This is a genomic window from Gemmatimonas sp., from assembly GCF_041689975.1.
Classification (GTDB): domain Bacteria; phylum Gemmatimonadota; class Gemmatimonadetes; order Gemmatimonadales; family Gemmatimonadaceae; genus Gemmatimonas.
This window is the reverse complement of the sequence record NZ_JBDNFF010000230.1, coordinates 1-13,608: the sequence shown is the minus strand read 5'-3', so window position 1 is coordinate 13,608 and position 13,608 is coordinate 1. Positions and strand designations below refer to the sequence as shown.

General features: G+C 65.8%; 10 protein-coding genes and 2 tRNA genes. 11 read left to right on the top strand and 1 reads right to left on the bottom strand.

Translation table 11 applies throughout. From position 1 onward, the window contains the following. The first annotated feature begins 51 nt into the window (after positions 1–51). From rny to recN, 8 genes are all read left to right on the top strand, one after another. A complete protein-coding gene (gene rny, locus ACESNG_RS14620; RefSeq protein WP_373062279.1) occupies positions 52–1,638 on the top strand; it encodes a ribonuclease Y in 1,587 nt (528 codons plus the stop codon). Then, positions 1,628–2,518 (top strand): bifunctional 5,10-methylenetetrahydrofolate dehydrogenase/5,10-methenyltetrahydrofolate cyclohydrolase, encoded by an 891-nt coding sequence (locus tag ACESNG_RS14615; RefSeq protein ID WP_373069519.1) that lies wholly within the window; start codon positions 1,628–1,630, stop codon positions 2,516–2,518. Before rny ends, ACESNG_RS14615 begins: the two co-directional genes overlap by 11 nt. 10 nt (positions 2,519–2,528) lie before the next feature. Beyond that, positions 2,529–3,770, top strand: coding sequence for an exodeoxyribonuclease VII large subunit (gene xseA / locus ACESNG_RS14610; protein ID WP_373062283.1), 1,242 nt, complete (start codon positions 2,529–2,531; stop codon positions 3,768–3,770). Beyond that, positions 3,767–3,979 carry an exodeoxyribonuclease VII small subunit gene (gene xseB, locus ACESNG_RS14605; protein ID WP_373062285.1) on the top strand — a complete coding sequence of 71 codons (213 nt, stop codon included), beginning with the start codon at positions 3,767–3,769 and terminating at the stop codon, positions 3,977–3,979. The genes xseA and xseB overlap by 4 nt, the downstream gene beginning before the upstream one ends. Beyond that, positions 3,972–4,898: a polyprenyl synthetase family protein gene (locus ACESNG_RS14600; RefSeq protein WP_373069517.1), complete on the top strand. Its 927-nt coding sequence runs from the start codon at positions 3,972–3,974 to the stop codon at positions 4,896–4,898. Before xseB ends, ACESNG_RS14600 begins: the two co-directional genes overlap by 8 nt. 112 nt (positions 4,899–5,010) lie before the next feature. Beyond that, positions 5,011–6,903: a 1-deoxy-D-xylulose-5-phosphate synthase gene (dxs, locus tag ACESNG_RS14595; protein ID WP_373062289.1), complete on the top strand. Its 1,893-nt coding sequence runs from the start codon at positions 5,011–5,013 to the stop codon at positions 6,901–6,903. After that, positions 6,903–7,772, top strand: a complete 870-nt coding sequence (locus ACESNG_RS14590; RefSeq protein ID WP_373062291.1) for an NAD(+)/NADH kinase — start codon at positions 6,903–6,905, stop codon at positions 7,770–7,772. Before dxs ends, ACESNG_RS14590 begins: the two co-directional genes overlap by 1 nt. A gap of 11 nt (positions 7,773–7,783) precedes the next feature. After that, on the top strand, positions 7,784–9,508 hold the full coding sequence (gene recN / locus ACESNG_RS14585; protein ID WP_373062293.1) for a DNA repair protein RecN: 1,725 nt from the start codon (positions 7,784–7,786) through the stop codon (positions 9,506–9,508). On the opposite strand, the gene ACESNG_RS14580 is transcribed toward recN, so the two are convergent. Next, complete coding sequence (locus tag ACESNG_RS14580) at positions 9,484–11,127, bottom strand: hypothetical protein (RefSeq protein ID WP_373062295.1); 1,644 nt, start codon at positions 11,125–11,127, stop codon at positions 9,484–9,486. The two genes, recN and ACESNG_RS14580, sit on opposite strands and share 25 nt — an antisense overlap. A 216-nt stretch (positions 11,128–11,343) precedes the next feature. Between ACESNG_RS14580 and ACESNG_RS14575 the strand changes: the two genes are divergently transcribed. The 3 genes from ACESNG_RS14575 (at position 11,344) to ACESNG_RS14565 (ending at position 13,504) form a co-directional block, all read left to right on the top strand. Beyond that, the gene (locus ACESNG_RS14575) at positions 11,344–13,161 is read left to right on the top strand and encodes a glycoside hydrolase family 125 protein (protein ID WP_373062297.1); all 1,818 of its coding nucleotides are present in this window, start codon (positions 11,344–11,346) and stop codon (positions 13,159–13,161) included. Positions 13,162–13,213: 52 nt separating this feature from the next. Then, a tRNA-Gly gene (locus ACESNG_RS14570) sits at positions 13,214–13,286 on the top strand. A gap of 133 nt (positions 13,287–13,419) precedes the next feature. Next, a tRNA-Leu gene (locus ACESNG_RS14565) sits at positions 13,420–13,504 on the top strand. Positions 13,505–13,608: the final 104 nt, after the last annotated feature.

Here is a 13,608-nt window from a genome sequence, read left to right as displayed (position 1 = left end):
ATGGAAAACGATCAAGAACCCGCGCTCAGCCGCGGTGGAGCATAGATCCTCATGGGCGAGATTCCCGCAGCGGCGCTAATTGGCGCCCTTGGGTTGATCGCGGCTGTCGTCGCGTTCGTTGTCGGGCGACAGTCGTGGCGTAAGGTGGAGACCACAGAGCAGCAGCGAGCGCTTGTGGTGGCCGAAGAGAGCGCCGTTCGCGTCCTTGATGAAGCGAAGCGCGAGGCGGAAACGCTTCGGCGCAGCGGGATCGTCGCGGGCAAGGAAGAAGTGCTCCAGCTTCGCGAATCGCATGAACAGGATGTGCGGCAGCGTCGGGTCGAACTCGAACGTGAGGAGAAGCGCGTCCTCGAGCGCGAATCGCAGCTCGATCGCGCCCGCGAATCGCTGGAGAGCCGCGAACAGGAGGTTCAGCGTCGCGGCTCTGAGCTCGGTCGGCGCGAATCCGTGGCGACCTCGAAAGAACAGGAACTCGACAAGGTCATCGCTGAGGAGCGACGCAAGCTCGAACAGCTGGCCGGTGTCAGCGCCGATCAGGCGAAAGCCGAGTTGATTCGTCGTTTGGAGGACGAAGCACTGGCTGACGCTGCCAGCCGTCTTCGCGAGATTCGCGAGTCGGCCAAGCGGAACGCCGATCGGGAAGCCAAGAAGATTGTGGCGCTGGCCGTGCAGCGCGTGGCGGCCGAGACGACCGCCGAGATCACCGTGTCGGCCGTTTCGCTCCCGAATGACGAGATGAAGGGGCGTATCATCGGGCGCGAAGGGCGCAACATCCGCGCCTTCGAATTGGCGACCGGTGTGGATGTGATCATCGACGACACCCCGGATACAGTGGTGGTCTCCTGCTTCGATCCGGTCCGTCGCGAGACGGCACGTCTCGCGCTCGAGAAGCTCGTCAGCGACGGTCGTATCCATCCCGGTCGCATCGAAGAAGTGGTCGCCAAGGCCCGCAAGGAAGTCGAAGTCGCGATCATCGAAACGGGTGAGCAGGCCGCGTACGATGTGGGCGTGGCCGGTCTGCATCCGGAACTCATCAAGCTCATCGGCCGCATGAAGTGGCGTACGAGCTACGGGCAGAACATCCTCGCGCATTCCAAGGAAGTCGCGTGGCTGGCGGGAATGATGGCGGCTGAGCTTGGCCTCGATGTCTCGCTCGCCAAGCGCGGTGCGCTTTTGCACGACATCGGCAAGGTGCTCACGCATGAGCACGAAGGCACGCATGTGCAGCTCGGCGTCGAAGTCGCCACGAAGTACGGTGAGAATCCGCTGGTGGTGAACTGCATCGCCGCGCACCACGACGACGTGCCGCACGAAAGTGAAGTGTCGGTGCTCGTGCAGGCCGGTGACAGCATTTCCGGGTCGCGCCCCGGTGCGCGCCGCGAAGCATTCGAGACGTACGTCAAACGGCTCGAAGGGCTCGAAAAGATCGCCTCGAGCTATCGCGGCGTGGAGCGGGTTTTCGCCATTCAAGCCGGTCGTGAAATCCGCGTGGTGGTGACGCCTGAAGAGGTGGACGATACGCGCATGACCGCGCTCTCGGAAGAGATCGCGCGTCGTATCGAGTCCGAGCTCCAGTATCCGGGGCAGATCAAGGTCGTCGTCATCCGAGAGAGCCGGGCAGTGGATTTTGCGCGCTGAACTGATCGACGGAAAGGCCATCGCGGCGGTCGTACGCGCGGAGGTCGCGCGCCACGTGGAAACCTTGCGCGAGCGCGGTGTGGTCCCGGGCCTCATGGTGGTCCTCGTGGGCGACGATATCGCCAGTGCGACGTACGTGGGCGCGAAGGAGAAGGCGTCGCGTGAGGCGGGCATGGCGGGCGACACGATTCGTCTGCCGGCCGATACGACGCAGGCGGAATTGCTCGCACTGGTCGAGCAGCTCAACGGCGATGTATCGGTGCACGGGATTCTCGTGCAGATGCCGCTCCCGAAGCACATCGATCCTGATACGGTCATCCGGCACATAAGGCCCGACAAGGATGTCGACGGCTTTCATCCTGAGAATGTCGGCAAGTTGCTGATCGGTCACACCGACGGCTTCGTGTCCTGCACGCCGGCGGGCGTGATCGAGATGCTACTGCGCAGCGGTATCGATACGCGCAGCTCGGAAGTCGTGGTCGTCGGACGCAGCAACATCGTGGGGAAGCCGATGGCGGCGCTGCTGGTGCAGGCGCGCTTCGGAGGCGACGCGACCGTGACGATCTGCCATAGCCGCACGAAGGATCTGGCGTCGCACACACGTCGCGCCGATATCCTGATCGTGGCCGCCGGTCGCGCCGAGATGATCACCGGTGACATGATCAGGCCCGGAGCGGTGGTGATCGACGTCGGCATGAACAGCGTGCCGGATGCGACGCGCGCGAAAGGCAGCCGGTTGTGTGGTGACGTGCACTTCGCGAGCGCCGTGGAAGTCGCGTCGCGTATCACGCCCGTTCCCGGCGGTGTCGGACCGATGACCATCGCCATGCTGTTACGCAACACCGTGCGTGCGGCTGAACGCACGCTGAACGCACGCTGAGGCGAGTCGCGTGGCCGAACGTCGCAGCAGCGGCTACCAAAGCTACGGGCCGCCCGACCCGTCCGACGCGGCGCCGGGCAGCGCGCCGGAATCGGCGATCGCGGTGCACACGCTCACGAGTGCGGCGAAGGATCTGATCGAAGGCGCGTTTCCGCCGCTGTGGGTCCGCGGCGAAGTCAGCGATTTCAAGGCCCATCGTAACGGGCACTGGTACTTCGCGCTCCGCGACGCCGAGGCACAGGTGAAGTGCGTGATCTGGAGCTCGGCGGCGAAGCGCATTCCAGCACCGCCCGACGATGGCATGCAGGTCCTCGCCTACGGCCAGATGACCGTCTGGCCGGTGCGCGGCGATCTCCAGTTTTCCGTGCGTGCACTCGAAGCAGACGGCGATGGCCTCTGGCGGAAAGCGCTCGAGCGTACCCGGCTCAACTTGGAGAAGGACGGGCTGCTCGATCCGGCCCGTAAGCGCGCCTTGCCCGCCTTTCCGCGCCGAATCGCTGTGATCACGAGCCCCGATGGCGCCGCGATGCACGATATCATCACCGTTGCACGGGCCCGCAGCGCGGACGTGGAGATCGTGATCGTGGCGGCCAAGGTGCAGGGGGACGGGGCACCGGAATCGCTCGTCTCGGCGATCGAGCGCGTGGGCCGGTGGCGTGACGCCGATGTGCTCATCATCGGGCGCGGGGGTGGCGCGCGCGAGGATCTCTGGGCCTTCAACGACGAGCGTGTGGCTCGTGCGCTCGCCGGCTGTCCCATCCCGACCATTTCCGCCGTCGGTCACGAAGTCGACGTCACCATCTGCGATTTGGTCGCTGATGTGCGGGCGGCGACTCCGTCGGCGGCGGCCGAACTGGCCGTGCCCTCTCGCCGGGAAGTCATCGCCCGCGTCGACTCGCTCGGCAAGCGCTTGGCGGTGGCTGCCCGGCGCCGCGAGGAGCGTGCGATCGCGTCACTGTCGCAAGTGCAGAAGCGGCTGGGACTTTCGGCCATTCGAATCGTGGAACGTCGGCGGTCGCGTGTGGAGTCGCTGGCCGGTCAGCTCAACGCGCTCTCTCCACTGAGCACGTTGGCTCGCGGGTTTGCGGTGGCGCGAACGCCCGAGGGCGCTACTTTGAGCGGACGGGATCAGTTCGTACCGGGTGCCCCGTTCGACCTCTGGCTCCGGGACGGTATCGTCTCGGCAATCGCCGGCGCGGGGCGTCCGCTCCCCGAGTCGGTTCCGGGGTTTCCATCTGAGGAGGGCGTATGAGCTTCGAACTGTCACTGACCCGCCTGGAGGAGATCGTGCGTGAGCTCGAGCGCAATGACGTCACACTCGAGCAGGCCCTTCGTCTTTTCGAGGAAGGCATCACCCATCTGCGTACGGCGGGCGCGGCTCTCAAGACCGTTGACGCCCGTGTGCAACAGCTGGTCGAGGCAGCCGACGGTTCGTTCTCGGTCGTCGAGCTGGGTGGCTGACGCGATGACGCCGGTCGGATCCAGCACTGAAACGTCCGCCCTGTCCTTCGGCACGGAGCGCGCGGCGGTGCAGCAGGCACTCGACGCGTTTTGCGCCCGGTGGCTCGGCGACGTTGCTCCGCTCACGGCAGAGGCAATTCGCTACTCGCTGCTGGGGGAAGGCAAGCGGCTGCGCGCCATCCTGCTCATCGAGGCCTACCGCGCCTGCGGCGGCACCGGTGACGCCAGCGATCTCGCCGCCTCGGTCGAAGTGGTACACGCTTACTCGCTGGTGCACGATGACCTGCCGTGTATGGACGACGACGACGTCCGGCGGGGCCGCCCCACCGTGCATCGCGTATACGGCGTCCCCGTCGCGACGGCCGCCGGACTGGCCATGGTGCCAATGGCCGCGCGCAGCGCTTGGCACGCCGCCAAGGCGATGGGTCTCGCCGACTCGATCGCGGGCGACATCGTGCGCGATCTGATGGACTCGTCCGGCGCCGGCGGAATGATCGGTGGACAACTGCTCGACCTGGAGGCAGAAGGCGTGCACCTCACCCTCGAGGCCTTGGAGCGGGTGCACCGACTCAAGACCGGGGCGTTGATCATGGCCTCCGTCACGCTGGGGGCTCGCGCGGCGTTGGCGCCCGCGTCCCGGCGACTCGCCCTTGCCCAGTACGGCGCCGCGATCGGCCTCGCGTTCCAGATTGCCGACGACGTTCTGGACATCACCGCGACAACGGATCAATTGGGAAAGACGGCCGGTCGGGACATCGCGCTGCACAAGAGCACCTATCCCGCCTTGCTGGGGGTGGATGGAGCGATTGAGCGGGCTGTGGCGTTGGTTGAAGAGGGATGCCGTGCGCTGGCTGACGAAGGGCTACTGACGCCAACACTCGACCAGTTGGCTCGCTATATCGTTGAACGGCGTTCGTAGACTGGCGCCGGTGCACTCGAGTCCGTGTAACTGTAGTTCCGAATTTCGCCGTCCTTGATTGTCGTACCTGCCCGCTGCGGACGTCTCCCGCGGCGCACATCCTGACTCCGCTATGTCCATTCTCGAAGGCATCAACTCACCCGCCGATCTCCGTGGCCTGTCGCGCGACGAGCTGCGCACGCTCGCGCAGGACATGCGCGAGCGCCTGATCGACGTCTGCTCACGTACCGGCGGCCACATCGGCGCCGGTCTCGGCGTCGTCGAACTGACGATCGCGCTGCACACCGTGTTCGAGACGCCAAAAGACCAGCTGGTGTGGGATGTCGGGCATCAGGCCTACCCGCATAAGCTGCTTACGGGGCGCAACACCGAAATGGAGTCGCTGCGTCAGGAAAGTGGACTCTCGGGCTTTCTCAAGCGCACCGAAAGCGAGTACGATACGTTTGGGGCCGGACACGCAGCGACGGCGATTTCTGCGGCGCTCGGTATGGCGGCGGGCCGCGACGTGCTGGGTGAACAGTTCAAGGTGGCCGCCATCATCGGCGACGGCGCGATGGGGTCGGGACTGGCCTACGAAGGGCTCAACAACGCCGGGCATTCCGATCGTGACATCATCGTCGTACTCAACGACAACGAGATGTCGATCGCGCCGAACGTCGGTGCCATGCACAAGTATCTCACGAGCATTCAGCGCAATCCGCTCTACAACCGCCTACGGTCGCGCATCGGTGAGATCGTCGACAACGCGCCGGCGCCCTTCGCCGGTGTGAGCACACTGGTGCGGAAGTGGGAAGAAAGCGTGAAATCGCTGCTCACGCCGGGTGTCCTCTTCGAAGAGCTCGGCTTCCGCTACTTCGGCCCAATCGATGGTCACGACCTCGATGCTTTGCTGGAGACATTCACCGCCGTTCGTGGGATGAATACGCCACGTCTGGTGCATGTGATCACGCAGAAGGGGAAAGGATTTCCCGCCGGCGATCACGGTGAGAAGTGGCACGCGCTGCCGCCGGGTCACGATCCGGCCACGGGTAAGCAGTTGGCCGTTTCGACGGCGAATCCCGCGTATACCACCGTCTACGGCAAGGGTCTCGCCGAACTGGGTGAAGAGCGGAAGGACATCGCCGTGATTACGGCCGCCATGCCGACCGGCACGGGTACGGCGCCGTTCGCGAAGGCTTTTCCCGAACGCTTCTTCGATGTCGGTATCGCCGAGGGACACGGCGTCACGTTCGCGGCGGGACTGGCCACGCGCGGCGTGCGGCCCATCGTGACGATCTACTCCACGTTCCTGCAGCGCGGATACGACAACATCATTCACGATGTGGCCCTGCAGAAGCTGCCCGTCGTGTTCGCCATGGACCGCGCTGGACTCGTTGGCGAGGATGGAGAAACGCACATGGGGCTGTACGACATAGCCTACATGCTCACTATTCCCGGCATGACGGTTGCTGCGCCGAAGGACGGCACCGAGATGCTCGGCCTGCTGCGTGCCGCCGTGGAGCACACCGACGGACCGTTCTCTCTCCGTTATCCGCGCGACGCATCGCCCGATATTCCGGGCGCGATGTCGGAGATTGCCGCCACGCCCTACGCCACGTGGGAAGTGCTGCGCCATGGCCACGATTTCGCAATTCTTGCCGTCGGTACGATGGTGCATCAGGCACTCGCCGCCGCCGAACTGCTCGCCGCCGAGGGTCTGGACGTCACCGTCGTGAACTGCCGCTACATGAAGCCGTACGATGAAGTCACGCTGAACGCGATCCTCGCCAGTCACACGCACGTGCTCACGGTCGAAGAGGGTACGGTCGTGAACGGCTTCGGCGCGTTTATCAGTTCGGTCATCCATCGCCAGGCGCCGACCGTGCGCACGGCGGTGCATGGCGTGCCCGATCGCATCATTTATTCGGCGCCGCGCAAGAAGCAGCTCGCGTCACTCGGACTCGACCCCGCCGGTATTGCGGATCGCGTGCGCGCGTTGCACGGCTCCGAAGCACTCGCCGGTTGATGCGCGTCGGCGTCATCGGTCATAAGGGATACATCGGACTCCCGGCGATCCTCGGCACGTTGCTCGATATTGCGCCTGAACTCGGACTGACGCTGCTGTTTGAGAACGATCTCTGGGAGATCGCGGAGGAGGGCGGGAAGCTCGAGATGCCCGAAGAAGTCGACGCGCTGTTTACGCTGGGCGGGGATGGTACGCTGCTTCGCGGCGCGCGGTTCCTGAACGGTCGTGCCGTGCCGATCCTCGGTATCAATCTCGGTCGACTGGGCTTTCTCACCGCGTGCAGCGGCGAAGAGTTCGAAGCCGGCGTGCGACGATTTGCGGCCGGTGATTTCGTGTCGGAACCACGCATGGCGCTCGAATCCTGCGCGCTCGACCGCGACGGCCTCGAGCGATGCAGCTGGCTTTCGCTGAATGACGTCGTCCTGCACAAGGGCGGATTCGCGCGCGTCGTAAAGTTCACGGTTTTCGTCGATGACGAAGCGATCGGGTCCTACTCCGCCGATGGGTTGGTGGTGTCGACGCCGACCGGCTCCACGGGGTACTCGCTGTCCGCGGGCGGACCGATTGTGGTGCCGACGGTGGAGAGCATCGTCCTCACCCCGGTGTCGCCTCACACGCTGGCCATGCGACCGCTCGTGCTTCCGCCGCACGTCGAGGTCAAGGTGCGTGCAGATGATGGGCCGGAAGAACTTTTGGTGACGATCGACGGTCAGGTAGGCACTACCTTCACCGGTGGCGAGACGTTGGTGGTCCGCAAGGCGCGAAACGCCGTGCAGATCGTGCGCTTCCCGGGCACCACGTTCTTCACGCGATTGCGCCGGAAGCTCGGGTGGGGTGGATTGTCCGAGCGCGACGGCGAGACGATTTGAGGAGGTAGGTCATGCTCGTCGAGCTCCGCATCCGCAATGTGGCGGTCATCGATACGGTGGTCCTGCCGCTGGGCGCCGGGCTGAACGTTTTGACGGGTGAAACGGGCGCGGGCAAATCGCTGATCGTCGGAGCGCTTGGTATGCTGCTCGGTGAGCGCGCCGCCACGGATCGCGTGCGCAGTGGCGCCGACAAAGCAACCGTCGAGGGCGTTTTCGAACCCGGCGCGATGCCCGCCCTGCGCGCAATGCTCGACGAGCGCGGGATCGACGCCGACGACGAGACGTTGGTGCTCAAGCGCGAAATCGGCAGCAATGGACGCTCGCGTGCGTGGATCAATGGCTCGCCGGTGACCGCCGCTGTGCTGGCCGATGTGGGCGCGCGATTGGTGAGCGTGCTCGGGCAGCACGATTCGCGACAATTAGTCGATGCCGAGCATCAGCGTGATGTGCTCGATGCCTTCGCCGGTGCGCTCGACGTGCGCGCGCGCGTTGCCGATGCCTACGCGCAGCTCGGGGCGTTACGCACCCGTGAGCGCGCGCTCGAAGGGCGCCGTCAGGATGCAGCCAAGCGCGCGGATTATCTGCGCTTTGTGGCGCGTGAGATCGACGAGGCCAATCCCGTTGTCGGGGAAGACGAATCGTTGGACGGCGAGATTCGCCGGCTGTCTCACGCCGAAGAGCTGCAGACGTTGGCGGCGCAGGCGGCGACGGCGATTTCCGGTGACGAACGAGCAGCGCTTACACGCCTGGCCACGGTGCGCCGCGCACTCGTCTCACTCGAACGTATCGATCCCGACACCGGTCGTTGGCAGGTCGGCTTTGATGCCGCAGTGTACGCGCTTGATGAGCTCGTGCGCGAGCTCGAAACGTATGCCGAGTCGATCGAAGCCGATCCGTCGCGGCTTCGCACGCTGGAGCGGCGTCGCGATCAGCTGCTGTCGCTCATGCGCAAGCATGGTCCGACGCTTCAGGAAGTGATCGACACCGGAACGGCGGCGCGCGCCGAACTCGACCTGGTGGATGGGGGCACGCTCGATCTCGCCGCCATTAGCGACGCGCGGGCCGCTGCCGAAGGTGCTCTGGCCGAGGCAGCGGCGGAGCTGACGCGCCGCCGGCAGTCTGGTGCGCAACACCTTGCCCGTGCCGTCACGCAACTGCTTCCCGAGCTCGGGATGCCCGAGGGACGACTGCAAGTGCACCTTACCGCGGTTGATCACATCGGCGCGTTCGGAGCGGAGCATGTCACCTTTATCGCCGCGTTGAATGCGGGGAGCGAGTTGCGTCCGCTCGGACGGCTCGCCTCGGGTGGCGAACTGGCGCGTGTGATGCTGGCACTCAGTACGGTACTGGCGCGACTGCAGCAGGTGCCGACACTGGTGTTCGACGAGGTCGATGCGGGCATCGGCGGCGCCGTCGCATGGCAGGTCGGTGCACTTCTGCGCCGTGTCGCGAAGCACCATCAAGTGCTCGCCATCTCGCACCTCGCGCAGATCGCGGCGCGCGCGCACCACCACGTCGTCGTGCGGAAGAGCGCGATCGGAACCGTGACGACGGCGGATACGACTGTCGTTCGCGATGAGCCGCGGGTGATGGAAATCGCGCGCATGCTGGGTGGCGACGCCGACCGTGAAGTCAGTCGAGCGCACGCGCGCGAATTGCTGGAACGGGGTGAGGACGAAGACAGCGAAACGGCCGTCGTCGCGCCCGTGCGTCAACGCCGCGGAAAGCCCGTATAGACCCTCAGTTCGAGCCGATCGCTCGTGGACGCGGGCACCATCCCACCGGATCCCGACAGCGATACGGTGTGCGAGTAAATCACTTCGGCAGGAAAGCGCGAGCGACCCCGAACGTAGCTCGCGAGCGTCGAGAAACTCACACCGATCGCCGCGGCGTGCACAGTACGTGACGGCAACTCGTAGTCGCTCGTGAGCGGTGCATTCGACGTGGGGTTGCCGACGTCATAGCGATCGGCTCCCCAGCGGCGGGCCATGTACGCGGCAGAGACGCCGAAGAACTGTCCGATCGACAGGCGCGGTGCCAGTTCGAGCTCGAATCGCGTGCCGAGCGACCGCGTGGCAGTGCCCACGGTCACCGCATCGAACACATTCGTTTCATTTCGGAACGGAAGCGCGACGGCGATCTCGTCGGAGAGCGGCGTGACCGCGCGCAGTGTCGCGCTCATCCAGAAAGTTCGCGTGAGCACGAAGTCCGTCGTGCTGCGTACCAACAGAGCGTTGACGCCTTCGCCTATCGGCACATCGAACGGATCGTCGGTGCGGTCCGCTCCCGCGGTACCGAAACGCCAGCCCGTCGTGAGCATGCTGCGCACACCGCGCGACGGCGTCAGTAGCCGACGCACCTGGTCGGCGGCGAAGCTGTCGAACAGCAGATACGAGGCCGTAACGTCGATGTCGCCGATGCCCGCGCGACGCGTGTTCCCGAGCCGGCTGTAGCCGAGCTTCCACGCGGTATCGCTCACGATGCGCGCCGTGCCGCCGGGGCCGTACACGGTGTTCGCGGCGGCCGGCGCGGCACCGTCTACGATGTTGGTCACACCGAACGCGGCGAAATCGGTGCGGAGCGTGGCGATCGTCGTCTGCACGGCGGACTGCGCGCTGCCGTTGGCGATCGGCACCACTGGCGCCCCCCCCCTTGTCGCGTCGCCGTATACGGACGCTATGGTCGTGCGCGTGGTCCCGGCACGCACCAGCAACGCCTGCGCCGCTGCCCCGTTCGCCCGGATCGCGTCGCACGCGGTGGCTGCGGGCGACGCGCAGCGTGTGATCTCGGCGCCAAGCTGTGTCCGCGCGAGATCGATCTGTGAGAGCACGTTGCCATTCGTGGCGCGGGCCGTGGCGCCGGTGGCCGCGACATACGCCGGATTCATACCGACGTTGGCCGTCGAGCCCACGCGGTTCAAGAGCAACTGCGACACGTCGCGTGACTCGACATACGGCACCAGAAGCCGCAGTGACAGGCGGCGCGAAATCCCCACACTCAGTCCGAGGGGGGCGATACTCTGGCGAACTTCGCCAGCCGCATCGAGCGCGCCCAGCGAGAGTGCGAAGGCAGGCTGACCGGTGAGCGTGCGCACCCCGGCTTCGGCGGAGACGAGTTGAGGAAAGATGCCGACGCCCGCCTGCGTGGTGCTTAGCGAGGCGAACAGGGGTCGCCTGTTCGAGCCGCCGTTTACCGACGGCGCGTAGACGGCGTCCCAGTCGTTCCACAGCCCCGAGATCAAGAACCGTTTGCCTCCCTTCGGCAGGGGAATCGCATCATCGCCGAGACCGGCCACAGCTTGCGCTTGTAGACGCTCGGACGGCGCCACCGCGATTCCCAGCAGTACGCCGCTCAAGGCAAGCACTGAACGAAGCGAGGTGGCGAGACGATGCGCGGACAGCAATCGGTGTAAGGCCAAGGCGAGTTGTCATGTGCGAGGTGAAGCCGATCATCCCCCACCAACGCCTGCGTTAGGCGTCGGCTGGAAGCGTCAGGCGCCGAACCGGCTAGATTAGCCGCTATCAGAGGGGGCGTCAACGAAGCCCCTCGTCCCGTCACTCGAGAGCGTGCTGTGCAACTTCCTTCTGTCCCTTGGCAACTCACCGGCAACCACTGGCTGACCCTGCCGTGCATCAACCCGACGGATGGCGCCATTCACGCCGTCGGTGTGCTGCATCGTGGGGCGCGGGCCGCGATTGAGTTCGCCGGATCGCCGGACTTCATGTCGGGGCAGGGTACCCCGCTCATGGGCCCCGTGTTGCGTGTCGATGGAGAAGTGCGGGTGCTCGCGGCCGAAGGCATCGCGTGGGAGCGGGCTGTCGGGTGGCTGCCGACGTTCACCTGCACGATCGGATCGCTTGTGGTGCGGGGGACCATTTTTGCGCCATATGGCCGTGATGCCGATATGGCCGGGGCGGTCTACACCTTCGCCGTGGAGAATCGGGGGCCGACCGACGTGAATCTGGAGATCGCGCTCGAGGGGGCGCTCGGCCATCGCCAGCAACGCGTGCGGACCCCGCGTCCGTTCGACGACGACCATCTCGTCGGTGTTGGTCCCGACGAGGTCTTGTTGCTCGAGGGCGCGGCGATTCCCGGACTCGCGGCGATCGCGATCGGCAGCGATGGCCCCGCCACGCTCGAGGTCCCCGCGGCAGCGCCTCGTGATGCGCGGCCGTTTGCCATTCGGCGCGCACTGGTGGCCCCCGCGAACGGTGCCGTGCAGGTGGCGTTCTACATTGCCGTCGGTCCCGAACGCGATGGCGCGCAAGCCACCGTCGCGGTGCTCCGTCGCCGAGGCTGGCGCGCACTGCTCACGGCCACACGCGAAGCCCTCTCGGCGCTCGAACAGACGACCGGAAGCGACGTGATGGATCGCATCGTGAACCGGAATCTGCTCTTCGCCTACTTCTACGGCGTGGGACGTGCCCTCGACGATGCGCATTATTACCTCGTGCGGTCGCGGGCCCCTTGGCACTCGATGGGCTGCACGGTGCGCGACTGGGAAGCGCTGATGTGGACGTTGCCGGCCGTGCAGTTGGCGGACACCGGCCTCGCGCGTGAGCTGTTGGTGCGTGCCTGCGAGTTACACGGTTATGCGCCGGGGCAGGGCGTACACTACATGGACGGCACGCTGTTTCAGCCGGGATTCAGCATCGAAGGACCGGCGGCCTTCGCCATCGCCACCGACCGTTACATCCGCGACTCGGAAGATGACCAGATCGTCGAGGATCCCGTCGTGGCCGATACGCTCTATCTCGCGTCGGAAGACATCACGGCGCGTCGGGATGCGCGCGTGCCGCTGTTCTCCACCGAAGTGATGCCGTCCGGGGCGCCGGCGAAGTATCCCTTCACGCTGCATGGCAACGCGGTCGTGGCGCTCGCGCTCGATGTCTTCCGTCGCACGCTCGACGAGGAAGCGGCCGCTGCCGTGGAAGATCCCGCCGCCGTCCGTGCCGCAATCCGACGCCATTTCGCGGTCGATCGCGGCGAGAAGGCCAGGTTGGCGGTTGCGGTCGACCTGACGGGCAACGCGTCGCTCGACGACGATGCCGTCGGGTCGCTGCTCTGGTTACCGATGTACGAAGCGCTCGATCGCGACGACTCGCTCTATCGTCGCTCGGTCCGCGCGCTGCGTGCTGAGGGTGCACCCGAGGGCGCCGGCCCGGAGGCATCGGCATCGCCGCTCCTGCCGCAGATCGCGCGTTTGCTGGGTCCTGAGGCGCAGGAGGTGCTCGCCTGGCTTCGTCGGGCACCGCTCGACAACGGCATCGCCGCCGAAGTCGTGGATGCCGGGGGGCGGGCGATCAGCAACGGTGGTGACGCCGCATTGGCGGGTTTACTCGCCCACACGGTGTGGTATGCCGCACATGCGCTCGGGCTTCGTGCCTGAATGCGCCGGGCGGCTTGTCCGGCTCGGGCCCCCCTGCTAAAATCCGGCTTACGCGGGAATAGCTCAGTTGGTAGAGCACAACCTTGCCAAGGTTGGGGTCGCGGGTTCGAGTCCCGTTTCCCGCTCTGCACGTGGCTTCAGGAGCACGAGAGTTCGCACGCGGGAGCGCTTCGGCGCTCCCGTTTTGCGTTGTACGGCGGGGCGCGCTAAGCTCTTCGGATCACGTGCGGTGTGGTGGTGAGCATATGACGGCGCGATACCCGGATGGCGAAACCGGTAGACGCGTGAGACTTAAAATCTCCTGCTCCAAAAGAGCGTGCGGGTTCGAGTCCCGCTCCGGGTACGCCGTCGTCGCTGCTGCCCCACACCGTGTGTAGTTGTTTGTACGAGCGTGTTTCGTACACCGAGTACCCCCAATGGCCTGGAGCCTAGATGCGAACAGTGCGC

Coding starts and splice junctions, on each gene's coding strand:
- rny (WP_373062279.1), top strand. CDS start 52: ATGGGCGAGATTCCCGCAGCGGCGCTAATTGGCGCCCTTGGGTTGATC.
- xseB (WP_373062285.1), top strand. CDS start 3,767: ATGAGCTTCGAACTGTCACTGACCCGCCTGGAGGAGATCGTGCGTGAG.
- dxs (WP_373062289.1), top strand. CDS start 5,011: ATGTCCATTCTCGAAGGCATCAACTCACCCGCCGATCTCCGTGGCCTG.
- ACESNG_RS14590 (WP_373062291.1), top strand. CDS start 6,903: ATGCGCGTCGGCGTCATCGGTCATAAGGGATACATCGGACTCCCGGCG.
- recN (WP_373062293.1), top strand. CDS start 7,784: ATGCTCGTCGAGCTCCGCATCCGCAATGTGGCGGTCATCGATACGGTG.